The 26,045-nt window shown below is 66.8% G+C and carries 21 protein-coding genes; 13 read left to right on the forward strand and 8 right to left on the reverse strand.

All coding sequences use genetic code 11. From position 1 onward, the window contains the following. Window positions 1-37: 37 nt before the first annotated feature. Complete coding sequence (locus tag C450_RS07635) at window positions 38-2,320, reverse strand: ATP-binding protein (RefSeq protein ID WP_005042257.1); 2,283 nt, start codon at window positions 2,318-2,320, stop codon at window positions 38-40. Window positions 2,321-2,354: 34 nt separating this feature from the next. Here C450_RS07635 and cobN point away from each other — a divergent pair, with 34 nt between their 5' ends. The 3 genes from cobN to C450_RS07650 are packed head-to-tail and all read left to right on the forward strand — an operon-like array spanning window position 2,355 to window position 7,832. Further along, the gene (gene cobN / locus C450_RS07640) at window positions 2,355-6,344 is read left to right on the forward strand and encodes a cobaltochelatase subunit CobN (RefSeq protein ID WP_005042260.1); all 3,990 of its coding nucleotides are present in this window, start codon (window positions 2,355-2,357) and stop codon (window positions 6,342-6,344) included. Then, a complete protein-coding gene (locus C450_RS07645) occupies window positions 6,334-7,053 on the forward strand; it encodes a precorrin-8X methylmutase (protein WP_005042262.1) in 720 nt (239 codons plus the stop codon). Before cobN ends, C450_RS07645 begins: the two co-directional genes overlap by 11 nt. Continuing rightward, window positions 7,050-7,832, forward strand: a complete 783-nt coding sequence (locus tag C450_RS07650; protein ID WP_005042266.1) for a cobalt-precorrin-7 (C(5))-methyltransferase — start codon at window positions 7,050-7,052, stop codon at window positions 7,830-7,832. Before C450_RS07645 ends, C450_RS07650 begins: the two co-directional genes overlap by 4 nt. Before the next feature lie 7 nt (window positions 7,833-7,839). On the opposite strand, the gene C450_RS07655 is transcribed toward C450_RS07650, so the two are convergent. Further along, the gene (locus C450_RS07655; RefSeq protein ID WP_005042268.1) at window positions 7,840-8,631 is read right to left on the reverse strand and encodes a sirohydrochlorin chelatase; all 792 of its coding nucleotides are present in this window, start codon (window positions 8,629-8,631) and stop codon (window positions 7,840-7,842) included. Between the two features lie 298 nt (window positions 8,632-8,929). Between C450_RS07655 and cobT the strand changes: the two genes are divergently transcribed. The 8 genes from cobT to C450_RS07695 are packed head-to-tail and all read left to right on the forward strand — an operon-like array spanning window position 8,930 to window position 16,052. Next, window positions 8,930-9,937 (forward strand): nicotinate mononucleotide-dependent phosphoribosyltransferase CobT, encoded by a 1,008-nt coding sequence (gene cobT / locus C450_RS07660; RefSeq protein ID WP_005042269.1) that lies wholly within the window; start codon window positions 8,930-8,932, stop codon window positions 9,935-9,937. Further along, window positions 9,934-11,274: a cobyrinic acid a,c-diamide synthase gene (locus C450_RS07665; protein WP_005042272.1), complete on the forward strand. Its 1,341-nt coding sequence runs from the start codon at window positions 9,934-9,936 to the stop codon at window positions 11,272-11,274. The genes cobT and C450_RS07665 overlap by 4 nt, the downstream gene beginning before the upstream one ends. 59 nt (window positions 11,275-11,333) lie before the next feature. Beyond that, the gene (locus C450_RS07670) at window positions 11,334-12,236 is read left to right on the forward strand and encodes a CobD/CbiB family cobalamin biosynthesis protein (protein WP_005042274.1); all 903 of its coding nucleotides are present in this window, start codon (window positions 11,334-11,336) and stop codon (window positions 12,234-12,236) included. Then, on the forward strand, window positions 12,227-12,973 hold the full coding sequence (cobS, locus tag C450_RS07675) for an adenosylcobinamide-GDP ribazoletransferase (protein WP_005042276.1): 747 nt from the start codon (window positions 12,227-12,229) through the stop codon (window positions 12,971-12,973). Before C450_RS07670 ends, cobS begins: the two co-directional genes overlap by 10 nt. After that, window positions 12,973-13,560 (forward strand): NTP transferase domain-containing protein, encoded by a 588-nt coding sequence (locus C450_RS07680; RefSeq protein WP_005042279.1) that lies wholly within the window; start codon window positions 12,973-12,975, stop codon window positions 13,558-13,560. Before cobS ends, C450_RS07680 begins: the two co-directional genes overlap by 1 nt. Then, window positions 13,557-14,576 (forward strand): aminotransferase class I/II-fold pyridoxal phosphate-dependent enzyme, encoded by a 1,020-nt coding sequence (locus C450_RS07685; protein ID WP_005042281.1) that lies wholly within the window; start codon window positions 13,557-13,559, stop codon window positions 14,574-14,576. The genes C450_RS07680 and C450_RS07685 overlap by 4 nt, the downstream gene beginning before the upstream one ends. After that, the gene (locus C450_RS07690) at window positions 14,569-15,285 is read left to right on the forward strand and encodes an adenosylcobinamide amidohydrolase (RefSeq protein WP_005042284.1); all 717 of its coding nucleotides are present in this window, start codon (window positions 14,569-14,571) and stop codon (window positions 15,283-15,285) included. The genes C450_RS07685 and C450_RS07690 overlap by 8 nt, the downstream gene beginning before the upstream one ends. A gap of 59 nt (window positions 15,286-15,344) precedes the next feature. Next, window positions 15,345-16,052 (forward strand): cob(I)yrinic acid a,c-diamide adenosyltransferase, encoded by a 708-nt coding sequence (locus tag C450_RS07695; RefSeq protein ID WP_005042286.1) that lies wholly within the window; start codon window positions 15,345-15,347, stop codon window positions 16,050-16,052. Here the strand turns inward: C450_RS07695 and C450_RS07700 are convergent. Then, window positions 16,049-16,498 (reverse strand): hypothetical protein, encoded by a 450-nt coding sequence (locus tag C450_RS07700; RefSeq protein WP_005042289.1) that lies wholly within the window; start codon window positions 16,496-16,498, stop codon window positions 16,049-16,051. The two genes, C450_RS07695 and C450_RS07700, sit on opposite strands and share 4 nt — an antisense overlap. Then, a complete protein-coding gene (locus C450_RS07705) occupies window positions 16,480-17,112 on the reverse strand; it encodes a SatD family protein (RefSeq protein WP_241430287.1) in 633 nt (210 codons plus the stop codon). Before C450_RS07705 ends, C450_RS07700 begins: the two co-directional genes overlap by 19 nt. 184 nt (window positions 17,113-17,296) lie before the next feature. On the opposite strand from C450_RS07705, the gene C450_RS07710 reads away from it, so the two are divergent. Continuing rightward, window positions 17,297-18,820, forward strand: a complete 1,524-nt coding sequence (locus C450_RS07710) for a cobyric acid synthase (RefSeq protein ID WP_005042297.1) — start codon at window positions 17,297-17,299, stop codon at window positions 18,818-18,820. A gap of 57 nt (window positions 18,821-18,877) precedes the next feature. Here C450_RS07710 and C450_RS07715 read toward each other — a convergent pair whose 3' ends face one another. The 4 genes from C450_RS07715 to C450_RS07730 all read right to left on the reverse strand — a co-directional run bounded on the left by C450_RS07715 (window position 18,878) and on the right by C450_RS07730 (window position 23,886). Then, window positions 18,878-19,891 carry a phosphate uptake regulator PhoU gene (locus C450_RS07715; RefSeq protein WP_005042299.1) on the reverse strand — a complete coding sequence of 338 codons (1,014 nt, stop codon included), beginning with the start codon at window positions 19,889-19,891 and terminating at the stop codon, window positions 18,878-18,880. 432 nt (window positions 19,892-20,323) lie between these two features. Next, entirely contained in the window at window positions 20,324-21,757 is a 1,434-nt protein-coding gene (locus tag C450_RS07720; RefSeq protein ID WP_049909946.1) for a dihydroorotase, read from the reverse strand. A gap of 82 nt (window positions 21,758-21,839) precedes the next feature. Beyond that, the gene (locus C450_RS07725) at window positions 21,840-22,256 is read right to left on the reverse strand and encodes a hypothetical protein (RefSeq protein ID WP_005042303.1); all 417 of its coding nucleotides are present in this window, start codon (window positions 22,254-22,256) and stop codon (window positions 21,840-21,842) included. Between the two features lie 85 nt (window positions 22,257-22,341). Continuing rightward, on the reverse strand, window positions 22,342-23,886 hold the full coding sequence (locus C450_RS07730) for a uracil-xanthine permease family protein (RefSeq protein WP_241430289.1): 1,545 nt from the start codon (window positions 23,884-23,886) through the stop codon (window positions 22,342-22,344). Between the two features lie 224 nt (window positions 23,887-24,110). Here C450_RS07730 and C450_RS07735 point away from each other — a divergent pair, with 224 nt between their 5' ends. After that, complete coding sequence (locus tag C450_RS07735) at window positions 24,111-26,000, forward strand: CocE/NonD family hydrolase (RefSeq protein ID WP_005042308.1); 1,890 nt, start codon at window positions 24,111-24,113, stop codon at window positions 25,998-26,000. Window positions 26,001-26,045: the final 45 nt, after the last annotated feature.

A 26,045-nucleotide genomic window follows, 5' to 3' on the forward strand; every position in this document is an offset into this window, starting at 1 on the left:
TACTGAGGCAACTCAAATTGTAAAACTTTCGGCCGGGCTACCCGTCGGGATCACGAGCGGTGGTGACGGCTGCATCGACCCGATCGGCCGACAGCGAAGCAAGCGGAACGTGCTCGCCCGCCGTCGCCTCGGCGACGAGTTCCGCGACGCCCGCCCGGCCTCCCTCACCGGCGTCGACGACGAGGACGTGCGATCCGAGATTCGCCAGCCGACTGGCGGCTTCGCGGGTCGCCGCGACGGGGCTGCCCGCGGCGACGTTCGCCCGGCCGTCGGTGACGAGCACGGTCACGCTCGCGGCGGGATCGGCCCGCTCGATCACCCCGGCAGCGGTCCGGAGGCCGTCGGGCAGCGGCGTCCGGTCGCCGGTCGGTAGCTCCTTCAGATGTCGTGCCGCGAGGCCGACGCTGTCGGTCGGCGGCAGAAGCACGTCCGCCTCATCTCCGGCGAACGCGACGAACGCGACCGCGTCGCGTCCCTGATAGGCATCCGTCAGGAGCTCCAGCACTGTGCCTTTCGCCGCCCGCATCGCGGGTCGCATCGACGCGCTCGCGTCGACGGCGAACACCACCAGCGTCGACGCCGGTCCCGCACGAACCGACTGCCGCAGATCGCGCGACTCGACCCCGGCCGCACCGCGGTTCGCTGCGGCCCGGACTGACGCCGCCGCATCGATGCCGTCGCCCGACGCCGCTCGACGCGATCGGAGCCTCGGCCCCTGGCTGTCGACCGCGGGTCGCGCCCCCGTCCGGGAGCCGGTTCCCGCACCGTCGCTCGCGTCGGTATCGATTTCGGATGTGTCCAACTCGGGAGCGCGAGCAGTCCCGATCTCGGCGCGCTCTTGTCCAGGAACGAGTGGGACGCCGCCATCGGTGTCGTCCTCTGCGTCCGGAGCGTGGCTGCCATCCTCCTCGGCCCCGTCGTTGCCATCGTCACGTCCGTCCTCGACGCCCGTTGACGGCGTTTCGACCTCGTCGGATTCGTCGCTTCTGCCGCCGGCAGTCGGCCGAGCGCCGCTTCCCCCGGGATCGTCGGGATCGGTGTCACCACCGTTCTCGTCGTGATCGTCGGAGATCGTGTCCCCGGCGTCATCCTCACCCGTGTCGCTGGCGTCTCCCCGTCCGTCGTCGTTGCCGTTCGCTCGTCCGTCGTCGCCCCTGCCATCGGTTCCCGTCCCGCCCCTGCCGTCGGTTCCACCCTCGCCTTCGTCATCGCCGTTTGGGCCCTGTTCGTCGGATGGAGATTCGTCGGAATCGAAGTGATCGTCGAGAACGTCCTCGACGTCGGGCGCGTCCTCGAACGGCCGTGACTGAAGACGGTGGGCGAGCGCGAGCTCGGCCGCGCGCCGCACGTCGGCCTCGGCGACCGTCGACCGACCGTCGAGGGCGGCGAACGTCCGTGCGGCGCGCGCCGTGGCGACGTCTCCGCGGTGGCCGTCGACGCCCGAATCACGACACAGTGCTGCGATCTCGGTGGTCTGCTCTCTCGACAGCTCCACCGTGTCGAGACCCTCGCGTGCTCGCAGGAGACGCTCGCGTGCAGCGCTCGTTTCCGGGTTCGTTCGGCCGTTCTCGGCCTGTCGACTCTCATCTGTGCCTCCGTCGAGAGTCTGTTCGATGATCGCGACGCGGCGATCGAGCTCCTCACACGCGGTGACGGTGGTCTGGAGCGCGAACCGATCGCAGAGCTGGGGACGGAGATCGCCTTCTTCGGGGTTCATCGTGCCGACGAGCGTGAAATTCGCGGGATGGCTGTGACTCATCCCGTCGCGCTCGACACGGTTGACGCCGCTCGCGGCCGCGTCGAGCAACACGTCGACGAGGTGGTCGTCGAGGAGATTGATCTCGTCGACGTAGAGGATCCCCCGGTTCGCGCGCGCGAGCAGCCCGGGATCGAACGCGTGCTCGCCGTCGAGCGCCTCGGCGACCGAGAGCGTGCCGACGACGCGCTCGCGGGTGGCTCCCAACGGAAGCGTCACGAGCGGCACCGGCCGCTCCGCCGTCGGTGGGTCCTCGCGCGCGCGACAGTCGCCGCACTGGGCGACGCGATCGTCGGGCGGACAACCGTACGGACAGTCCGCGATCGTGGTCTGTGTCGGGAGGAGATCCGCCAGCGCCCGGACTGCCGTCGATTTCGCGGTCCCCTTCTCGCCCCGGACCAACAGGCCATCGAGTGCGTCGTTCGCCGCGACCGCCAGCAGCGCTTGCTTGAACCCGTCCTGACCGACGATCTCCCCGAACGACAGCCCGCGGTCGGTCCGTCGGGAGCCAGACCCGGCTCGTCCAACGGGCGAAGAGTTTTTGCCCCCAGCATAATCAACCATACTTGCATTAGACAAACGGAGGTTTAACAGTATTATGCCAACAGTTGGTCTGTACACCGCGACCGAGAACGAGCTAGGGGCCGTCCAGCGGGCCGCAGCACAGGTCGAGACCGACCTCGTGGTCCGCTCGGAGAGCGATCTCGACGACCCCACGGATGTCGAGGCGTTCGTCGACGAACTCACTGACGCGACGGCGGTCGTCCTCTGGCTCCACGGCGGCGAGGACAGCATGCCGGGCTACGACCGCGCGATCGAGCGACTCGACGCGGCGGACGTCCCACTCGTCGTGAAATCGACCGGCGATGCCTACGCCGTCGAGGACACGACCGTCGCTGCCGAGAACCGCGATCGAATTTACGAGTATCTCGATCGCGGCGGCACGAGCAACGTGGCGAACTGCATCCGCTATCTCGTCGACGAGTATGGGGGGAGGGGGATCGACCGCGAGTACGACGATCCCGTTGCGCTCCCGACCGAAGGCGTCTATCATCCCGACCATCCCGGCGCGTCCTACGACGAGCTCGTGGCGACGCTCGACCCCGATACTCCCACGGTCGCCGTCTGGTTCTACGAATCCCACTGGACTCACGAGAACACCCGGTACGTCGACGCGCAGGTGCGCGCGATCGAGGCCCACGGCGCGGACGCGCTCCCGATCTTCTGCAACCCCGCTGCCGACGAAACGGGCCAGGAGAACGCCGAGTGGGTAACTGAAAACTGGCTCTTAAATAGCGACGACGAACCGCTCGTCGACGCCGTACTGTCGTCGTTCATGTTCTCGCTCTCGATGGACGAACGGGGGCGGGCGGCGAGCGACGAAGGTGATTCGGCCGAGGACGTGTTTCTCGATCGGCTCGGCGTCCCCGTGATCCAGACGATCACGACGATGCGTTCGCGGTCGCGGTACGAGTCGAGCGACACGGGCGTGATGGGGTTCGAGCTCGCGCTCTCGGTCGCGCTGCCGGAGTTCGACGGCAACGTCATCACCCATCCGATCAGCGGGAAAGAGCGGACCGACGACGCGGCCGGGATCGGGAGCGCGCCCAAACAGCATTTCCCGATCGACGACCGCGTGGACCACGCCGCGCGGCTCGCGGTCAACTGGGCAAGCCTGCGTCACACCTCGAACGACGAGAAGCGGGTCGCGGTCGTGCTCCACAACTACCCGCCGAGCGACGACGGGATCGGGACCGCGTTCGGGCTCGACAGTCCCGAGAGCACGGTCAATCTCCTCGACGAACTCGACAGTCGAGGCTACGATCTCGACGGCGAGTTCCCCGAGAGCGGCCAGGCGCTCATCGATCGTTTGACTGCGCAGCTCACCCTCGACGACCGGTGGGTCGCGCCCGAGGACGTCCGCAAGCGGAGCGTCGACACCGTGGCTCCGGGCCAGTATCGCGAGTGGTTCGACGACCTCGACGACCGCTTTCAGGAGAACGTCGTCGCGGAGTGGGGCGAGGCCCCCGACCGTCCGTTCGCGGTTCCCGGTATCGAGCTCGGGAACGTCCTCGTGACCGTCCAGCCCCCGCGCGGGTTCGGAATGGACCCATCGAAAGTCTATCACGACTCGGACCTCCAGCCACCCCACGACTACGTGGCCTTCTATAGCTGGCTCCGGAACCGCTTCGCAGCCGACGCAGTCGTCCATCTCGGCACCCACGGCAGTCTGGAGTGGCTCCCCGGCAAGACCGTCGGACTGGACGGCGAGAGCGCCCCGGATCAGTTGATCGACGACCTCCCGAACGTGTACCCGTACATCGTCAACAACCCCGGCGAGGGCACCCAGGCCAAGCGCCGGTCGTACGCCGCGATCGTGGACTACCTCACGCCGGTGATGGCCAACGCCGGCACCTACGACGAACTCGCCGAACTCGAAGAGCTCGCCGACCGCTACCGCGAGGCCGGCGCGACCGACGCACGAACCGACGACGGCGAGAACCTCGAACACCTGCTCCGCGAGACGGTCGACGACCTCGATCTCGCTGTCGAACTCGGTATCGCGGGCGAGATCGAGGAGCGCGCCGATGTCCGCGGGCCCGAGGAGGCCGGCACGACGCTCGCCGAGGGCGAGGTCACTGGCGACGAGATCGACATCGACGAACTCGTCGAACGAGTCCACGCATACCTCACCGACGTGAAGACCACTCAGATTCGGATGGGGCTGCACACGATGGGCGAACCGCCGGATGGCGACCGACTGGTGGAGTATCTCGTCGCGCTCACGCGGCTGGAGAACCCGGGTGCGCCGAGCCTCCGCGAGAGCGTGGCGGGCGTGCTCGGCGTCGACTACGACCGCCTGCTCAACGAGCCGGGAGCCTACGACGAGGCGCTCGGGACGACCTACGCCGAGGCCGCCGACGCGGTGTACGAGACCAGCGTCGACCTCGTGACGACGCTGGCCGAACACGACTTCGACCTCCCGGCCGACGAGTCCGCGGCCGGGCCGGACGAGGAGGTGAACATGAACCTGCTCGTCGTCGACATCGATCCGCTGGGCGACTCGCGGGCGAAGTCCGGCGCACACGACGATCTCCGAGAGGTCTTGGGGTACATTTGTGAGACGGCCGCACCGCGCGTGGCGGGTGCCGCCGAGGAAATCCCGCGGACTGCGGACGCGCTCGCGGGCGAGTACGTCCCGCCGGGCGGCAGCGGCGCGCCGACCCGCGGCGGGGTCGATCTGCTCCCGACCGCGCGGAACTTCTACACTCTCGATCCCCGGAAAGTCCCCGCGAGAAGCGCGTGGGCGGTCGGCAGTGAGGTCGCGGCGGGCGTCGCCGAGCGCCATCAGGAAGAGGCAGGCGAGTACCCCGAGGAGATCGGCGTCGTGGCGTGGGGCACGCCCACCGTCCGGACCCGCGGCGAGACGATCGCGCAGGTGCTCGCGCTGATGGGCGTCGAACCCGAGTGGACCGACGCCGGCCGGGTCGACGACGTGACTCCGATCCCGCTCGACGAGCTCGACCGACCCCGGATCGACGTGACGACGCGAGTCTCGGGGCTGTTTCGCGACGCCTTCCCGCAAGCTGCGAGCGTGATTCACGACGCTGTCGAAACCGTAGTCGATCTCGACGAACCCCACGAGCGGAACTACGTCAAGAAACACGTCGAAGAGGAAACTCAGCGACTGCTGGACGACGTGGCGGACGGGGCTGAGGGTGGCGAGAGTGCGGATGGTGTCGAGGGCGAGCCGAGCGTGGACGAAGACGGGATAGACGAGGCAGACGCCCGTGCGGCGGCGAGCCATCGGGTGTTCACCACCCGGCCGGGCGGCTACGGCGCGGGGACCAACAAGGCCGTCGACGAGGGCAACTGGGACGACCGCTCGGACCTCGCCGAGGTGTACGTCCAGTGGGGCGGGTACGCGCTCGGCAGTCGGGGCCAGGTTTCAGAAGCCCACGCATCCTTCGAGCGGCGGCTCGGCAACGTCGACGCCACCGTCAAGATCGAGGACACCGCCGAGCAGGACGAGTTCGACTCCTCGGACTGGTACGCCTTCCACGGCGGGTTCATCACCGCCGTGTCGGAGATCGCTGGCGAAGAACCCGCCTCGTACGTCGGCGACTCCTCGGATCCCGACAACGTCGACATCTACACCAACGAGGAGAAAGTCCGGAAGGCGATGCGCGCCCGCGTCCTCAACCCTGCCTGGCTCGACAGTATGGAAGAGCACGGGTACAAGGGCGCTGGCGACCTCTCGACCACGGTCGACGTCGCGCTCGGCTGGGACGCCACCGCGGGCGTCGTGAGCGATACGCTCTGGAACGACGTCGCCGAGAAGTATGCCTTCGACGACGACCGTCAGGAGTGGATGCGCGAGGTGAACCCGTGGGCGCTCGACAGCATCACCGACACCCTGCTTGAGGCGATCGACCGCGGGCTCTGGGACGCCGACGACGCGACCGCCGATCGGCTGCGCGACGTCAACCTCCGGGCCGACGCCGATCTCGAAGCGCGTGCCGGGGAGGCAGCCGACAGGGCCCAGCCCGACAGCGAAAGCGAGGAGGTGTCGAGCGATGACGACTGATGCGGATGGGAGCACGAGCGCCGAGAAGGACGAAGTCGAGGCGTACGCCGATCTCGGCGCGACAACCGAGAACGCGATGGCGATCGCCGAGACCAGTATGGATCGCGTGCGAGAACTCGTTCCCGACGAAACGCTCGCCGACCGGCTGCGCCAGAAAGCGGTCCACGCCACCGGCGATCCCGAGTTCCAGCATCTGCTGCGGTTCACCGGCGACGACGAGGACGAACCCGTCCGGGCTGGCGCGCGCGCAGTGGGCGAGGAGCGACCGATCGTGACCGACATCACGATGGTGAAAGCCGGCGTCACCGGCCGGGGCCACGACTGTCCGGTCCGCAAAGCGATCGGGAACGGGGCCGATCTCGCCGAGCGGACGGGGATGACCAGGACCGCGGCCTCGGTGCTCGAACTCGACAGTCGAGGGGTCTACGACGGCGCGGTCGCCGTGGTCGGGAACGCCCCCACGGCGGCGCTCGCGCTCGCGGACTGCATCGCTGACGGGACCCGACCAGCAGTCGTGGTCGCCACGCCGGTGGGATTCGTGAAGGCTGCCGAGAGCCGTGAGCGGCTTCGGGAGGTCGCGCGGGAGAACGGCGTCCCCACTATCACCAACGTCGGCCGCCGCGGCGGCAGCGGTCTCGCGGCCGGACTGACGAACGAACTCGTCCACGTCGCGAGCGACGTTCGAAACGGGGAGATCGATCCGCTGTGAACGATGCCGACGATCTCGGCGACGGCCGCGACCCGGCAGCGGTCGCGGCCGCGGAGCCCGAAACCGAGGCAGGGCCCGACGCGGCCGAACGGCCGGTGGATGCCGTCGGTATCGGGCCGGGAAATCCCGAGTACCTGACGCCACGGGGCGAGCGCGCGATCCGCGAGGCCGACGTCGTCGTTGGGTTCGAGACGGTGGTAGAGTTCGTCAGTGGACGGACCGACGCCGATCTGCTGACCTGTGGGTACGCCGACGAGGCGGCGACGCTCGACGCGTTCGCCGAGCGGGTCGCCGACGGGGAGCGGGGCACGGCCGTCCTGATGGGCGATCCGAACCACTCGGGCTACCAGTTCGTCGGGAAGGTCGAGGCTGCGGTCGATCGCTCAGTAAAAATCGTGCCGGGGATCTCGTCGCTCCAGATCGCCGCCAGCCGTGCGCGGACGCCGATGGAGGCGACGACGTTCGTCACGCTCCACAAACGCGGTGGGATCGATGCCGACCTTCAGCGACTTCGCGAGGCCGTCGGTCACCGTCACCTGCTGGTGCTGCCGCGCCCGTACGACTGGATGCCGGGCGACGTTGCAGGGATGCTGGTCGAGGCCGGCGCAACCCCGTCGCTCGATGCACTCGTGTTCGAGCGGCTGACACACGACGACGAGCGAGTCACACGGACGACGCTCGGCGATCTCGCGGACGAGGCACGAAACGATGCGGGCGGCGAAACCGCAGCCGACTCTCGATTCTCCGATCTCTCGGTACTGGTCGTCCGGGCCGACTGAGTCGACGTTACTCCACGAGTCCTTCGCCGTCGGTGGCGATCGGCCGACGCGTCTCGGTGAGCCGCGTTTCGAACGTTCCCGATGACGTGTCGCCCCTGTCGCCGTCCGTGAGGGCACGCTGTTTTGCGACCTCGGCGTGGATCGCATCGGTGACCCGTGGGTGATCGCCGAACGGCTCGGCGTACGCGATCCCGCCGCGGTCGAGTTCGAGCTTTGCCGGGATCGCCTCGGTGGTTGCGGTGGTGTGAGTCAGAAACAGCGGGACTGCGACCGCGGAATCGTTTTCGATCGTATAGCGGACGCACTCGACGGTCGGGTTCTGGTGGAGATAGCAGGCGACTACTTCGCCGTAGTCCGACCCCTCGTCGATCCGTGCGGCGTGGTACGCCGCCATCTGTCGGTAGTACGGCTTCGCGCTGCTCCCGAACCCGACGAGCACCAGCGAGACGTCCGGTGTGGCCGGTTGGAGCGCCGTGGCCCGCTCGACGATGAGGTCGGTGATTGCGGGACTCCGGCCGATCGGCTCGCAGTACCGGACGTCGCTGGCGATCGTCGAGAGCGCCGCGGGCAGGTCGTCGAGCGTCTCGTAGGTGTGGGCGACACGGACCGGCACTGCGTACACCCGCTCGGCGTCGATCCGTGCCAGCGGGTCCCGGAGCTCGTGTACCGGTTCGTGTTCGTACGTTGCCACACGGACCGTGGTCCCGGTCCGGCGTTCGAGCCGCTCCGCGTGGGTTTTCAGCACGGTTCGGGTGCGCGCCGCACCGCGGCCGACGAGAAGGATCGCTTCGGTTGTCATGGCTCAGATTGCCCAAGTTTTGTTTAGTTAGTACAAATGGGCTTGCTAAAGGCGACACGAGGCGACAGCAAATACCTTTCGGCTACTGGACGATCCACCACGGGCGCGGATCGATTTGCGGACTTCGATCGCCGATCGTCGTGGTCGAACGAACGGCGAGGGAAGGGTCACGAATCGGGGGAAAGAGCAACTACTATTGTTCTACACCAACCACAGTTTGTCGTGTTGAGCCGACGAACCGAGCCGAGACGCGGGGCGGTGTAGCGGGGATGACAGCACCGACGGAGGCGATCGATCGATGAAGTTCGTCGTCGTCGCCGGGAGCACGGCGACCGCACGGATCGAGGGGATCAGCGCCGCCGGTGCGGACTCGGCCGTGATGGCGCACACACCGAGCGCCGACTGCGAGATCGTCGCGTACGGCCAGCCGGTGTGTTCGCCGGTCGTCCCGGTCAGTCCATCGGGCTGTCCGACGCCCGCAGTCGTCACTCGTGCGGTCCGTGAACTCGCACGGTTCGAGACCGTCGTGGTCGATGCGGGACTCGCCGAACCGACCGCCGCGCCGACCGTCACGGTGGGCGAGGAGTCGGGACGGGACGTGCGGACAGCGCGGGCAGTTCCCGAAGCCCGAGAAATCTTCACGGCCGCCGAGGAGTACGGCCGGGCGCTCCCGGACGACGAGCTCGTGATCGGCGAGACGATCCCGGGCGGGACGACCACTGCGCGCTGTGTCCTCGCCGCGCTCGGCGAGCGCCGGGCGACCTCGTCGTCACTTCCCGAGAACCCGATCGCACTGAAGCAGCAGGTGGTCGGTGAGGCGCTCGATACTGCCGGGATCGCGGCCGGTGGGGCTGCCGGAACGCCGATCGCGGCGGTGCGGGCGGTCGGCGATCCGGTGCTCGCTGCGGTCGCGGGTCTCGTCACCGGGACGACCGCAGGTGGCACTGAGGTCACGCTCGCTGGCGGGACGCAGCTGTGTGCCGCCGCCGCACTCGCCCGCCACGCGGGCGTCGACGCGCCGCTCTCGCTCGCTACGACGTCGTTTCTCGCCGCCGACGACACTGCGGACGTCGAGGGGCTGGCAAGCGATCTCGACCTCGATCTGACGATCACCGATCCGGGCTTCGATCGAGAGTCACACCCCGCACTCGACGCCTACGTCGCGGGCGAAGCGAAGGAGGGCGTCGGGATGGGCGGCGCGCTCGCGCTGGCCGAGCGGGCAGGAATCCCGATGACCGACATCCGCGATCGCGTCGTCACGATCCACGACCGACTGCTGGCGACCGAGCCTCGGGTCGAACCATGAACGGCGTCGTGATCGGCGGCACGCGATCCGGCGTCGGCAAAACCGTCGCCACGCTCGCGGTCGTCCGCGCGCTCGAAGCGGCGGGCCACACGGTCCAGCCCGCGAAGGCCGGCCCGGATTTCATCGATCCCAGCCACCACACCGCTGTCGTTGGTTCCGCTCGCGGTTCCGACGATTCCGGGAACGTCGACGGAGAGCGCCCCTCGCGCACCCTCGACGTCTGGCTCGAAGGGGATGAGGGACTCCGCCGGAACTACGCTCGTGGTGAGGGCGACATCTGCGTCGTTGAGGGCGTGATGGGGCTGTACGACGGCGACCGATCGAGTACGGCGATGGTCGCCGAAGCGCTCGATCTCCCCGTCGTGCTGGTCGTCGACGCGAGCGCCGGCATGGAGAGCGTCGCGGCGACCGCGGTCGGCTTCGAGCGCTACGCCGCCCACGCCGGGCGCGACGTCGACGTCGTGGGGATCGTCGCCCAGCGTGCCCACGGTGGCCGCCACGAGCGCGGGATCAGGGAGGCGTTGCCCGACGATCTCGCCTACTTCGGACGGATACCACCCGAACCCGATCTCGAAATCCCGGATCGTCACCTCGGTCTCCACATGGGTGACGAGGCACCGATCGACCTCGCGACGCTCGACGAGGTGGCGACACACCTCCGGACCGACCGACTGATCGACGTCGCCCGCGAACCACCCGCAGTCGATTCCATCGACTCGGGACCAGCCCGTGAGAAGCGCGTCGCGGTCGCGCGCGACGCGGCGTTCCGGTTCGTCTACCCCGCGACGATGGAGCGCCTCCGGGCGCGCGCCGAGGTCGTGACGTTCGCCCCGGCCGCGGGTGATGACGTGCCTCAAGCCGATGGGATCTACCTTCCAGGGGGCTATCCGGAGCTTCACGCCGCCGCACTCGCCGACGGGCCGGCACTCGCCACCCTCCGCGACCGCGCCGGGGAGGGCATCCCGATCCTTGGAGAATGCGGCGGGATGATGGCGCTCGCCGAATCGCTCACGACCGTCGACGGCGACACCCACGAAATGGCCGGTGTGCTCCCCGCTGCGGTCGAAATGTGCGAGCGCTACCAAGCGCTCGATCACGTCGAACTCAGTGCGTGCGAATCGACGCTGACCGCGAACGCGAACGACACCCTCCGCGGTCACGAGTTCCACTACTCGGAGGCGGCCGTCGACGCGGACGCGCGCTTCGCCTTCGACGTCGAGCGTGGCGAGGGGATCGACGGAGAGCACGACGGGCTCACGGAGTACCGAACGCTCGGCACCTACGCCCACGTCCACGCTGAGAGCACCGCGTTCGATCGATTCATCGACTCGCTATGATGGCCGAAGGAAGACGATGATCGTCAGGGGGAGACGATGACCGTGAGAGGAACGAGCCGATGAGTCTCGCAGCCGTCGGAGCGCTCGCCGTCGGCTTCGTGCTCGACACCGCGTTCGAGGAGTTCCCACAGCGCGTCCATCCGGTCGCGTTGTTCGGGCGAGTCGTCGCGCCGCTCGACCGGTCGTGGTCGCACCCGCGACTCGTCGGGACGGGAAGCACACTCTGTCTGCCGATCGGTGCTGCCGCGATCGCGGGGGTCGCCACCGCCCTTGCGGTCGCCGTCGGACCGATCGTCGGCAGCGCGGTCGCGGGTCTCGCGGTGTTCGCCACGACGAGCCTGGCGCGACTGACGTCGGTCGCGGAGGACGTGATCGATCAAACCACGACCGACCCGGCGGCTGCTCGGGGATCGATCCGGGCGCTCGTCGGACGGAAGACCGACGATCTCACCCCGGCTCAGCTCCGGAGCGCGGCGGTCGAGAGCGCGGCCGAGAACCTCGCCGATGGACTGGTTGCGCCGTTGCTGGCGTTCGCGCTCGGCGCGCGCGTCTCGCTCGCGGTTGGCGTGGCGGGCGCGGCGTGGGTGAAGGCGGTCAACACGCTCGACTCGATGCTTGGCTACCGCTCGAAGCCAGTCGGTGGGGCGAGCGCGCGGCTCGACGACCTCGTGATGTGGCTTCCGGCCCGCGCGAGCGCCGCGCTGCTCGCGCTCGCCGGTCGGTCACCGCGTGCGCTGGCCCGCGGCCACGAGTGGAGCAACACACCCACCTCCCCCAACTCGGGCTGGCCGATGGCGACGCTCGCCGCGGTTCTCGATGTCCGTCTCGAAAAGTACGGTGCGTACGTCCTCAACCCGGACGCCGACCTGCCGAGCGTCGAGCGGGCGCGCGAGGGGGTTCGGGTCGTCGGGATCACAGGAGTAGTCGCGTTCGTCCTCTGCGGGGTGATCACGTGGTCCTGACAGCGCTCCGGGGTGCGCTCGGCTTCCTCTCGCGACTCCCCGTCGGGCGCGACGCCGACGCGTGGACGGCGTTCGCCGAGCGGCCGATCGCCTTCCCGCTCGCCGGGTACGTCATCGGCGCGCTCGTCGGTCTTCCACTTCTCGTCCCCGGACCGTCCGCCACGGTCGGGATCGTGTTCGCCGTCGGCGTCTACGCCGTGACGGGGATCAACCACGTCGACGGCGTGGCGGACCTCGGCGATGCGCTCGCGGTCCACGGCGACGCGGCCGCGCGGCGCGAGGTCATGAAGGACACCACGCTCGGCGTCGGTGGCGCGCTCGCGGTCGCGCTGGTCGTGGCCGGCCTCGTCGCCGCGGGGAGTGCGATCGCGGTGCTGCCGGCACGGACCGCGCTTCTTGCCATCGCTGCGGAGGTGGGCGCGAAGGCCGGAATGGCGAGCCTGGTCTGCGTCGGCTCGTCACCCCACGACGGGCTCGGCGCGGGATTCACGACGAACGCCAACCCGTGGGCGCTGGCTCCGGTCTGGCTGCTCGCCCTGCCGGCAGTCTTCCTCGCGTGGCCCGCAGTGATGCCCGCCGTGACAGCGCTCCTCGCTGCCGCGATCATGGCGGTCGTCGTGCTCCGGTGGGCACGGTCAAATCTCGGTGGCGTTTCGGGCGATGTCCTCGGCGCGACCAACGAGATCGCGCGCGTCGCGGCGCTCCACGCGGGGGTGATCGCGTGGACGCACTGGTGATGTGCGGCGGTCGCGGGACTCGTCTCGACGCCGGCACCGAGAAGCCGCTGTACGAGATCGGCGGCCGGCCGATGGTCGATCGCGTGATCGGCGCGCTCCGTGCCAGCCGGGTCGAGGCGATCCACGCGGTCGGATCGTCGAACGCGCCACGGACGCGCGACCATCTCGATCCCGACCGTTTCGACGCCACCCGGGACGAGACTCGACGCCACGACCCGCCCGTCGAGTCGTTCGTCGAAGCTCCCGGCGAGGGCTACGTCGCCGATCTCGCTGCCGCACTCGATTCGATCGATCCGCCCGTGCTGACGGTCGCGGCGGACCTGCCGCTGCTCGCGGGCGAAAGTGTGGATCGCGTTCTCGACGCGTTCGACGGCGACTCGCTTGCGGTCTGCGTTCCCGTCATTCTCAAGCGCGCACTCGGCGTGAGCGTCGACACGACGATGGAACACGACGGACGAACGCTCGCACCAACCGGGATCAACGTCGTCGCGGGCGACGCCGAAACGACGCTCGTGAGCCGCGACGAGCGCCTCGCGGTCAACGTCAACCGGCGTGCGGACGCCCAGGTTGCGGAGGCGCTCACATGAATCTCGACGACGCGCTCGGCGTCGATAGAGCGCCACACGGCAGCAGCGACGATCCCGAGCTGGTGGATTTCAGCGCCAACACCAACCCACGAGTGCCCGAGGGAGTCGAGGGGATCTACCGCGACGCGTTCGCCGAGTCGAGATCGTACCCGTCTGAACCACCCGCCGACTACCGCGACGCCGCGGCGGCGTACGTCGACTGCCAGCCGGACGAGGTGATCCCGACGCCCGGCGGCCTCGCGGCCATCCGCTCGGCCGTCGATCTCGCGGTCTCGCCCGGCGACTCGGTGCTGGTTCCGTTCCCGAGTTTCGGAGAGTACGCCCGCGAGGTCCGCCTCCAGGGTGGTGAGCCGGCGTTCGTTCCCCACGACGCGGTGCTCGACGTCGGCAGGGATGATCTCGCGGAGCACGCTCTCGCGATCGTCTGCAACCCGAACAACCCGACCGGCGAGACGTACGACCCCGCTGCCCTCGACGGGTTCGCGGCGCGGTGTCGCGACGCCGGAACTCTGCTACTCGTCGACGAGGCGTTTCTCGGGTTCACCGGTCGGCCGTCGCTCGCCGGGACGCGGGGCGTCGTGGTCGCGCGGTCGCTGACCAAGCTGTTCGGGCTGCCAGGCCTCCGGGCCGGGTTCGCGGTCGCCACGGACGAGTATGGGGAAGCGCTGACCGCCGCGCGCCGGCCGTGGAACGTGAGTGGACCGGCGCTGGCGACCGGCGCGTACTGCATGCGCCAGACCGATTTCGTCGCACAAACCCGAGAGCGTGTCCGTACGGAGCGGTCCCGGTTCCACGATGCGCTCTCCGCGCAGTTCGACGTTCATCCGTCCGACGCGCCGTTCCTGCTGTTCGATGTCCGCGATCGCGACGTCGATTGGCTCCTCGAACACGCCCGTGAGCGCGGCCTCGCCCTTCGGGATGCCCGGACGTTCCGCGGGCTCGACTCACACATTCGGATCGCCGTGCGGCTTCCCGAGGAGAACGACCGGCTGATCGAGGTGCTCGGGGATGTTTGAGGCGAGCGTCGAGGCGGGCGTCCTCCAGCTCGTGAAGCGGGACACCGACTGGCTCTCGACGGGCTGGGACGGCGGGTTCGAGCGCGCGGACGCCGCCTACAACGTCTCGGTGCCCGAGGGCTGGAGCCGAACTGATCTCGGGATCTACGTCGCGGAACGGCGCGACCAGGCAGGGTTCGATCTTTCGGGACCGGCGCTGCTCACCGGCGTCGACCTGCAACACGCCCGCGGCGCACGACTCGACTCGGTCGTGGCGTACGCCACCGCGGGCGTGTCGAACCCCGCCGCGCTCCCTCAGGAGCCCTCGTCGTCTCCCGCCCGGGATGCCGATGTCGACGATCGAGCCGACGAACCGGACGGCGTCGGCACGGTCAACATCGTACTCGGAACCACGCGAGCACTCGACGACGCCGGGCTCGCGAACCTGCTCGCGGTCGCCGTCGAGGCGAAGACCGCGACGCTGCTCGCGGTGACGGGCTTTCCGGGGACGACCACCGACGCGGTCGTCGCGGGCTGCGATCCCAACGGCGACCCCGCACAGTTCACCGGCAGTGCGACCCCGGTCGGGGCCGCGGCGCGCGCCTGCGTCCGCGAGGCGGTGCGTGCGAGCCTCGCGTCGCGGTACGAGCACCGCGAACTCCCGTCGAGCGTGGCCGACGCCGAGTACGGCGTCGTTACCGACCGGCGAGCCGAGGTGTTCTCGCCGTGATCGCTCGCCAGTCGACACTGGTTGAACCGATCGGCCGTCCGCGACCCCGTCCACAATCCATGACCGACGACACTACTAACGACAGCTCCGACACCGACCGCGACGCACAGCACCGCCGAACCCCCGGCGAGGGGAAGACACCAAAAGCCGAGGCGATCGAACCCGCTGCTCCCGAGGAGTTCGGCCTGGTTTCGGCGTGGTGGGGCGACGGAAAGGGCAAGACCACCGCCGCGCTCGGGATGGGATTCCGGGCCGCGGGCCACGGCTACCGGGTTCACCTCCTCCAGTTCATGAAAGGTGGCGCGGCGAGTGTCGAGTCGACCCGCGGCGAGTACAACGCGATCGAGGCCGTCCCGGGGTTCACCTACGAGAACTCCGGCCACTACGGCTGGCACGGTCTGCTCGACGGATCGGCCGACGACGAGCACGCCGCGCGAGCCCAGGGCGCGCTCGAACGCGCCCGCGAACTCGTCGCCGCGGCCGAGGAGGCCGACCTCACCGCACCACTCGCGCTCGACAGCGAGCCCGACGACGGCGTCCACCACCTGATCCTCGACGAGATCCTGTACGCAGCGAACCGCGATCTCGTCGATCCCGACGCGGTCGCCGACCTCGTCGACGACAAGCCCGCAAACCTCGAACTCGTCCTCACGGGCGGTCACGAACGGCCGGCGATCGCCGACCGCGCTGATCTCGTCACGAACGTCCGGAAGGAGGCCCATCCGTTCGACGCGGGCCATCGCGCACGGAAGGGAACGGAGTTCTAAGCTACTGTATCGAGCACACGCCGCAGTACGATACCGAATACGAGCGAGTAGGTGACGTTGGCCACACTACCTGTGAGGTAGTACGTCGTGTTGCCGCTAGAAATGTCCTGCCAGCGAACGATCGATTTCGCAGTAAACACGAGTCCCAGCGCGGTGTAGGCTCCGAGCAACGTTAGTGTGAGAATCAGTACGTTCTCTACTTTTCCGATCACGCTCCCAGTATCAGCTTCTGCCTCATCCACACTTGCACCAGCAAGCGAGAGCATGCTCATCACGACGTAACCACTCGTCGCCAGCAAAAGCGTATAACCGGCCACCACTACGACCATATGTCGCGGCGCAACGATCGTCTCAACGTGAGGAATCGCCCAGAGGAGAGCCACGATTGAAATGATCGTAGCGATCACTGAGAGAAGCGTCCGCCAAGTCACGTCGAATCTCTCCATACCTCCACCATTGCTTTTTCAAGGCTCTTCTCGGTTCGCATAATTCGTTCGATTCCTGTCCGTGAAAGAGTCTGTGACACTGTTTGGATAGATACGTCACGCTGTTCGGCAATAGCCTTCATCTGTGACTCGTTTCGGTACTGCCGGACAACGGCACCCTGATGCGAGGTCCACTTCTGCTTCCAAGCAAGTAATAGGTCAATTTGATGGGTTATCAGTTGCCGGAGCCACGGATCGACATCGGGATCTGAAAGTGCGATTGCTTGATTTTCGTGAGCGATCGTATCCAGTAGTGTGTCAGCCTCGTGGAACGCGGGCCCATCCATCGACACGATGTCGCTTTTTGAGGCACCCACGTCGATTCGCCCCTGTACAACTGCAAATCGAATAGCTGTCGGATGAATAGCCTCAGTTATTTCTCGAATCACACGATACACTCGGCCTGGATCCGGCAATACACCACCTATTTCGTCCACACCCTTCAATATGACAAACGGAGCAACTACCTGGTCTGTCAACGCATCGTTTGCGTACTCCACTCCTCGCTCGAGATCACGGTGGAGTATTTCCCGGTCATCGACCGATCTGGAGTCAACGACATCACCGATCACCACACAGTATCGTTTTGGCATGCATTGCTTCTACTAAATCTCTAAGAATTTAATAGCACCGATTAAATCGAAATAGATTGACGTGGTGCCGATCAATCTTCGGTAGTTGAATCGACTTTTGTGAGCAAGCGTTGTTTTGACTCGCCCGAGCAAAAGACACGTACAGGGCACCTTCCAAGGCAAAACAATGAGTTCGACCATCCTCGTCGCGGGCACCGCGAGCCACGTCGGCAAGTCCACCGTGGTCGCCGGCCTCTGTCGTCGTCTCGCGCGCGAGGGCGTCGCGGTCGCGCCGTACAAGGCCCAGAACATGAGCAACAACGCCCGCGCGGTCGTGACCGCCGACGGCGTCGCGGGCGCGAAGCGCCGGCCGTCCGAGGACGACGAAACGTCCACCGACGGCTGGGGCGAGATCGGGGTCTCGCAGTATGTCCAGGCCCGCGCTGCGGGCGTCACGCCGACGACCGACATGAATCCCGTGCTCCTCAAACCCCGCGGCGACGCCGAGAGCCAACTCGTGATCGACGGCGAGGCCGTCGGCCATTACGCCGCTGGGACGTACTACGACGACCACTGGGAGCGCGCCCGCGAGGCCGCAAAATCGGCCCACGACCGTCTCGCAGCCGATCACGAGGTGATCGTGGCCGAGGGCGCGGGCTCGATCGCGGAGATCAATCTCCACGACCGTGATCTCGCGAACGTCGAGACTGCGCGGTTCGCCGACGCGTCGATCCTGCTGCTCGCGGACATCGAGCGCGGCGGCGCGTTCGCAAGCGCCTACGGCACGCTCGAACTCATGCCCGACGATCTCCGCGAACGAGTGATGGGCGTCGTCTTCACCAAGTTCCGCGGCGACCGTTCGATCCTCGAACCGGGGATCGAAGAGCTGGAGCGAAAAACCGGAATTCCAGTCCTCGATGTCCTCCGGTACGATGATCCCGGTCTCCCTGCTGAGGACAGTGTCTCGTTGCCAGCAGAAGGCGAACCTCGCGTGCTGGGCGACGATGACGGCGTGGCGGACGGGGCCGCGGTGACCGTCGTGGTCCCCCGGCTGCCCCGAATCTCGAACTTCACCGATCTCGAACCGTTGGCGCGCGTGCCAGGCATCAGAGTCAGTTACGTGCCGCTCGACGCCGACCTCGCGGCCGCTGACGCGGTCGTGATCCCCGGAACCAAAAACACCGTCGACGATCTACTGGCGCTTCGAGAGGCCGGCTTCGACGAGGCGCTCGCCAGGGTGTCGGGCCCGATCGTCGGGCTGTGTGGTGGCTACCAGATGCTCGGCGAGCGGATCACGAACGCCGCCATCGAGGGCACGGGCGATCGATCGGTCGTCGAAGGGCTCGGTCTGTTGCCCGTCGAAACCGAGTTCTCCCGAGAGAAGTGCGTCGAACGCGTCACTCGGGACATCGACGGATCCGGCCCGATCGCTGGCGCGAGCGGTACCGTCGCAGGCTACGAGATCCACATGGGTGAAACCGCCGCCACCGCGGCCGTCGAGCGTCCCCTCGGCGAGGGCAGCGCCGCGACCGATCGCGTCCTCGGCACGTATCTCCACGGGCTGTTCGAGAACGCGACCGTGCGCGACACGTTCGTCGACAGCGTGTTTCGGCGCGCCGGCAAACGGCGTCCACGGCCCGAAGACAAGAAGCACTCGCCGTACGAGAGGGCCGCAACACTGGTCGACGGTCTCCCTCTTGATCCAGAGTGATCGTCACCGTTCGATTTCCCAGGGACTGACCACAGTCGGTTCGTCCAGTCGAGTGCGTTACGCGTCGGGGAGTTCGCCCTGACGCGCGGTCCGCTGGACGGCCATTTCGGCGATATTGGCTCCGTATTCGGCCGTTCGCTCGATGCTGTCGAGCACGAGGCCCACTCGATGGATCTCCTCCGGTTCGCCGCGACCGTGGAGTTCGTGACTGAACGCGGTGATCTCATCGACGAGTGCGTCACGGTTGGCGGTTGTGTCGTACGCCATCCCGACGTGGGCGTTCGAGAGCGCGACATCGGCAGCGTGATCGACGATCGTCCGCGCGCGGTCGGCGTACGAGGAGAGCGTCTCGTCGAGGTCGTCGGTGAGGGCGTCCTCGTTGGCGAGTCGGGCGATCTTCTCGGCGTGGTCCGCGATCCGTTCGAACTGCCGGGCGACGTAGTAGTACTCGAAGAGCTCGTCACGCGAGTGATCGAGCTCGTCGATCACCGCGAGATCCGAAAGCGACCGCCGGAAGTACCGTGTGACCATCGCGAACAGCTTGTCGGCCTCGTCGTCGCGCTCGATCACGGTGTCGGCCAACGATCGATCACCGGTCACGAACGCTCGCATCGCGTCCCGGGCCATTCCGAGCGTGATGAGCTTCAGTCGCAGCACGCTCTTGTGAATCGAGACGCTTCCCGGATCGAGCAGGCTCCGGAGCGTGATCTCGGTGTCGGTAGTTTCGAGCACTTCGAGCCCGCTCAGCTGCCCGGCAAGACGCGTGATCGTGCTCCGACGCTCGGTCGAGTGGGTGGTATCGTCGACGAGTCGGATCCGATCGACGCCGACGACGTAGAGCGCGTGGATCGTCCGCGCGAGCCCGTCCCGATCGAGGCCGCCGCTGTCGACGGTCGTGGTCCGTTCGTCACCACCAGTATCACCTGCCGACTCGACGAGCAGCGAGCCGTTCCCCTTCGGATGGAGACGCACGGCCGATCCCGCGTCGATCCGGTGTTCGGTCGCCCACGACTTCGGCAACGAGACGGTGTACGTGGTCCCGCCGGAGAGCTGGACCTTCCGTATCTCCATGTGCGGTCCGTCGCAAACCGTGGCCGTCAAGCTTGATATGTGGGGTGTTGTCGGCTATATATCGATCCGTATGACGGGGTAATGACGATGTAACGACAAAACGTCCTGGCCGAGAGTGTCGTCGGAGCCACCAGTGAACCAAGATCCGAGTTGTTTGTTTTGATTCTCTTTCAAACAGTCGAGAATCGGCAAATAGCTCCGGTTATCGGACAAAGAGGGGCTTTAGTCCATTTCAAAGCTGATATCACGTCTTTCGGCCCCGGAATGTCTGTCTCGGATACCACGATTCGAAATTCGGCTCGGTAGCTTTCGAACAGACAGAAACCACAATACAGACTGTCATAGTTCGATTTGAGGGGGGGGGGCGGCCTATGTCTCTCGAAGAAAAGTAGAACAGTAGACAATTATATCTCTTCGTGCTCCAAGGACGATCTATTCGGGACTCTGCATCGGAACGCCGCTCTCGCCCCGGGGGAGGTACTCGCGGTCGCCTGGCTCGACCTGGAGTTCGTCGTTCTCGACGACGACCTCGCCGGCGACGATGGTGTGGGTCGGTAGGCCGGTGAGTTCGTCGCCGTGGAAGGTGGAGTAGCCTGGTTCCATCGTGTGGTAGAACTCGTCGTCGACGACACGACTTTTTTCGAGGTCGACGATCACCATGTCGGCGTCCGCGCCCTCGACGAGCGCGCCCTTTCGCGGGTAGAGTCCCCAGCGCTTGGCGTTGTTTTCCGCGCAGACTTCCACTACCCGCTCCATACTGAGCCGGTTCTCGTTGACGCCCTCGCTCATCATCACCGGCAGGAAGTACTCGATTCCGTTGTTGTCGCCGGGGATCGCGTCCCACATGTCGCCGTACTTCCCTTCGCCTTTCTCCTTGAACTCGATCTTGTGCGGGCAGTGGTCGGTACCGAGATAGTCGACCACGCCGGTCCGGAGCCCCTCCCAGAGCCGCTTCTTGCTCCGTTCTTTCCGGAGTGGCGGCGAGATCTTGCCCCAGACCCCCAGATCCTCGTCGTTGGTGTGGGCGAGGAAGGCGGGCAAGGTCTCGGCGTGGAGGTTGACGCCCCGATCCTGAAATCGCTCGCAGACGTCGACTCCTTCGGCGGTGCTCATATGGACGATGTACGCCCGGGAGTCGGTGTACTCCGTGAGCCGCCCGATCTGCTCTATCTGCATCGCCTCGGCGACGTTCGGCGAGGCCTCCGTCCACGCTTCGAGGTCGTTGCGTCCCTCGTCCTGGAGTTCCTGGCGGCGCTCGTAGGCGAGGTCCTCGTTTTCGGCGTGGAACATCACCACTCCCCCATTGACGTCCGAAACCGTATCGAGCACCTGGTACACCCGCCCGGCGTCGGAGTGATCGATCCCGAGCTCGGGACTCGCGTGCTTGTACCAGTTGAAGAACACCTTGAACGACCGGATCCCCTCGTCGACCAGCCCCTCGATCTCTTCGACGTGGTGATCCTGATGGACGATCGCGTGGTACGCGAAGTCGATGTAGGAGTTCTCGCGCCCGACCTCGCGGAAGAACTCCATGTCGGGGAGGTACGGCTCGCGCTGGAGCAAGAAGTTCACGACCGTGGTGACCCCGCCGTGGACCGCACCCCGGGTCTCGGTTTCGAAGTCGTGTTCGAGACCTGCGTGATAGTCCTCGAACTCGTAGCGCGAGAGTCCCCAGTGGACGTGCGGATCGATGAATCCCGGGATGAGGTAGTTGCCGTCGGCGTCGATCTCTCGATCGGCATCGGGGAGGTTCGCTTCGGTTCCCACCGCGACGATCCGACCGTCGGCGGCCGCGACGCCGCCTGGCATCGTGCCGCTCGGCGTCACCACTCGTGCGTCGACCACGCGCAAGTCTGCTCGTGTCATCGTCGTTCTTCCCTCGGCGTGCGAGAACTTAACTATCGGGGGCGGGTCGGTGTCGACTCGGTGCTGGCGCAGTCAGGAGCGGTCAGTCCTCGGTACTCGTCCGAACGCGGTCGGCGAGCGTCTCGTGACACTCCGTGGGATGGATGGGATAGACCGCGATCGGTTTCCGTTCGTTCGCGACGTGGATGACGAGTTCGTGGCGCTTCCGATAGCTCCAGTAGAGGCTCGCCAGCCCGACGACAGCGAACCCGACCCCGACGAGGGGGTTCCGTGTTACGCCGACGAAGACGCCGAGGCCGACGAGGAGCAGACTCATGACCACGAGGTCCCACTCGGCACTCTTGAGACCGACCTGCGTCACGTTCGCGTGTTCGATCTTGATCTTCGTCTCGTCGTCCCGATCGACGTAGACGCCTTCTTGATTGTAGCCGATCCAGCCGCCGCGCCGGAGTCCCATTCGGGTGATCGTCGTGCCGTCCGAGCCGTCGCGGTCGTTCATGCGGGTGCGTGGCGGCACGATCACTTCCGAGTTACGGGGGTCAGTCGTGGATGGAGGCACGAAAAGTGAGGCTTCGTATCGCCGATCAGTCGTTGGCGACGTCGGGTTCTCTCGACTCCCCGCCGAAGAATCGTGCGTGATACGGCGTGAACGCGTCGTCGTCTTCGGTGATCTCCTCCCACGCGGTCAGGCCGCGTTCCTCGGCGGTGCCAGGGATCGTGTTGTCGAGCACGAACGCGGCGATACCGCCGACGGCGATCGGCGTGCCGAGGATGATCCCGAGCGTCTGGGCGACCGTGGGAAGGCCGAGCACTGCACCGAAGACGGGGACGCTCGCGAGGCCAGCTTCGAGCGAGATGTCCGAGGCGTTCTGGACGTTGGTGACGTACTCCGGGATCGACAGCCCGGCGAACAGGCCGAAGCCGAGCACGAACACGTTCCGGTTCTGGTTGAGATCGACGTACTGGAGCTGTGAGAGGCCGACTCCGACGATCTGGGCGAACATCGCGAGGAACAGCCCCCCGACGATCGCGCTCGGGATCGTCGTCACCAGCGCCCCGAAGTAGCCGACGAACCCGACGACGATCATCACGACCGCGCCGACCTGGACGACGTACCGCGAGGCCACCCCCGTGATCCCGATCGCACCGATGTTCTCGGTGTAGGAGGTCGAGCCGTTGCCGGTTCCCATGATGCCCGCAAAGATGTTGCCGAGCCCCTCCATACCGAGCCCGTGATTGACCCGCCGCGCGTTGGGTGCGCCCTCACCAGCCATCCGGGCGACCGAGTGATAGTCCCCGAAGCTCTCGATGGCCGAGGCGAGCATCCCGGCGATCATCCCCGCGATGAAGGAGGTCGTAAACAGCGGGAGCCCCCACTGAAACGGGGTGATCGCGCGGAGCGGGGGCGCGTTCGCGACCGGACTCAGATCCACGAGACCGGGGACGAGCCCGGTGACCGAGAGGACGACGGCGAACAGGTACGCTCCGCCGAGTCCCAACAGAACGGGAAACAGTTTGAAGATTCGGGAGTAGCCGTCGAGGTACTGCGAGAACAGCACGATGAGCGCGAGCGTCAATCCGACGAGATACCAGTTGTTCGTCGGGCTGGTGATCTGCGGGACAGTGAGGAGCGCGAGCCCGATCAGCGCGATCACCACCGCGATCACGAGCGGGCCGACGTACCGCTTGAGTCGGCCGAAGATCCCGAGATAGCCGATCGCGACCTCGACGAGACCGGCGACGATGACCGCTCCCTGGAGCTCGCGGATCATCGTCGTCGGGGCGGCGTCGCCCGTCGCGAGCACCGCGACGATCGCGAGTGCGGGTCCCAGCATCGAGAACGTCCCGCCCTGGACGATCGGGTAGCGGTTCCCGATCGTGGCCTGCGCGAGCGTCGCGACCCCCGAAACCACGAAGAACGTCGCCACGAGCTGGGCGGTCTGTGCGGCGTCGAACCCGATCGCCCCCGCGAGCACGAGCGGGATCGCGATCGTCGACCCGATCATCGTCAGCCAGTGCTGGACGCCGAGCAGCGCCGACTGGCCGAGCGGCGGCTTGTCGTCGATCCCGTACTCGACCATGCTGCTCTCGTGTGCCCCCGCTTTCTCGGTGCTGGTGTCTCCGCTCATGACCGCCTCCAGTACGGGCATCGGCTGTGGTATGTCATGTCGTACTCTCCTTGCGCATCGTTGTCGAATGAAGACATAAATCTATGGGTTGTCGTCACGACCGCCGGGGAGAACGCAATCCGCACTCTCGATCGTCGTCCGTCGACTCGTCGGTGGACCTTCGGTGGCGATGGCGTATCCGGCCGGACGCAAGTTACTTGGTACCATTGTGAGAGGAAGTCAGTATGGGCAGTCAATCGGAGTACGGAGTCTCCGCCGAACTGAACGTTCCCGTCGAGACGCGTGACGGAATCGAACTCGCGACCGACATCTATCGGCCGGCGGATCCGGACACGAACGAACCGATCGACGATCCGAAACCAGCGCTGCTCGACCGGACGCCGTACGGAAAGCGGGGGCGGATGGAGCGCCACGGCGAGTGGTACGCCGAACGCGGCTACGTCGTCGCGATCCAGGACTGTCGTGGCCGGTTCGACAGTGAGGGCGAGTACTACATCTTCGTCGACGAACCAGAGGACGGCTACGATACGGTGGAATGGCTCGCCGACCGCCCCTACTGTGACGGTCAGGTCGGCACGATCGGCACTTCGTATGGAGCATGGGTCCAGAGCGCGATCGCGACCCAGGATCCACCCCACCTCGAAGCGATGTTCGTGAACCAGGGGGCCGCCAATGGGAGAGAGGCGACCTTCCGACACAACGGCGCGTTCGAACTCCGGTGGCTCTGCTGGGCGCTCACCCTCGGCGGCGGGTTCGCGAAGCGCGCCCTGGAGAACTCGGATGTTCAGGCGCTCCTCGCGAACGTCGACGTTCGGGACGTGCTCGCTGACGGGCCGATCCAGCAGGGTCAGTCCCCGCTGCGACACATCCCGAACTACGAGGAGTGGGCGTTCGACATCATGACGCAGGGGGCGGCGAGCGACGAACTCTGGCAGTCTCCCGGAATCGACTTCGAGCGCCACTACGACGGGATGGCCGACGTTCCCACCGTGTACGCGGGCGCGTGGTACGACTCCTACACCAAGGCGACCTGTGACAACTTCGCTGCGCTCGCGGAGCGGAAGGACGCGGATCAGTTCCTCCTGATGGGGCCGTGGACCCACGGCTGGAACGGGTATCCGCTGCCGTCGTGGAACAAACCCTACTCCGGTGAACTCGCCTTCGGCGAGGCCGCGCTTCGGGACTACCAGGAAACCCGCCTGCGCTTCTTCGATCACTACCTCAAGGACGAGGACTCGTGGAGCGACCAGGCCACGGTGGAGTTCTTCCGGATGGGGACCGGCGACGGCGGCCGGACCACCGACGGCCGGCTGTTCCACGGCGGGGAGTGGTCGACGGCCGATGAGTGGCCTCCGAACGACGTCGAACAGACCACCTACTACGCCCACGGCGACGGAACGCTTGCGACCGCCGAACCCGATTCCGATGGCGGCGCGACGAGCTACGAGTTCGATCCCAAAGATCCCGTCCCCACCCTCGGCGGCAACTGTTCGTCGTACATCACCTACGAACCCCGCGAGGAGAACCTGATCGAGTACCCGCTGGCCGAGCGCAACCTCCACGACATCACCGGTCGGGGCGGGTTCGATCAGCGCACTCGCGAGGACACCTTCGGCGCGGAGCCACCGTACGGCCCGCTGGAGCACCGCGACGACGTGCTCGTCTTCCGCACGCCCCCGCTCGACGAGCCGGTCGAGATCGTCGGCCCGATCCGGGTCCGGGTCCACGGAGAGACCGACGCCCCCGACACCGACTTCACTGCGAAGCTAATCGAGGAGTACCCACCCAGCGACGGGTTCCCGAACGGGTTCGCGCTCAACCTCGCGGACTCGATCTGTCGGGCGCGATACCGGGGCTACCGCGACGAGCCGGACTTCGTCGACCCCGGCGAGGTCTACGAGTTCGTGATGGAGCCGTACCCGACCGCAAACGTCTTCGCTGCGGGCCACCGGATCCGGCTCGACATCTCCTCGTCGAACTTCCCCCGGTTCGACGTGAACCACAACACCGGCGGTCCGCTCTACGGCGACCGCGAGTACCAGGTCGCGACGAACACCGTCCATCACAGCGCCGACCATCCGACCCGAATCGAGCTGCCGGTTCGACGGACCTGATGAGATCAGCGGCGGACAGTTCGGGGTTTCACGGCAACACTTATA

The sequence above is a fragment of the Halococcus salifodinae DSM 8989 genome (genome assembly GCF_000336935.1).
GTDB lineage: Archaea > Halobacteriota > Halobacteria > Halobacteriales > Halococcaceae > Halococcus > Halococcus salifodinae.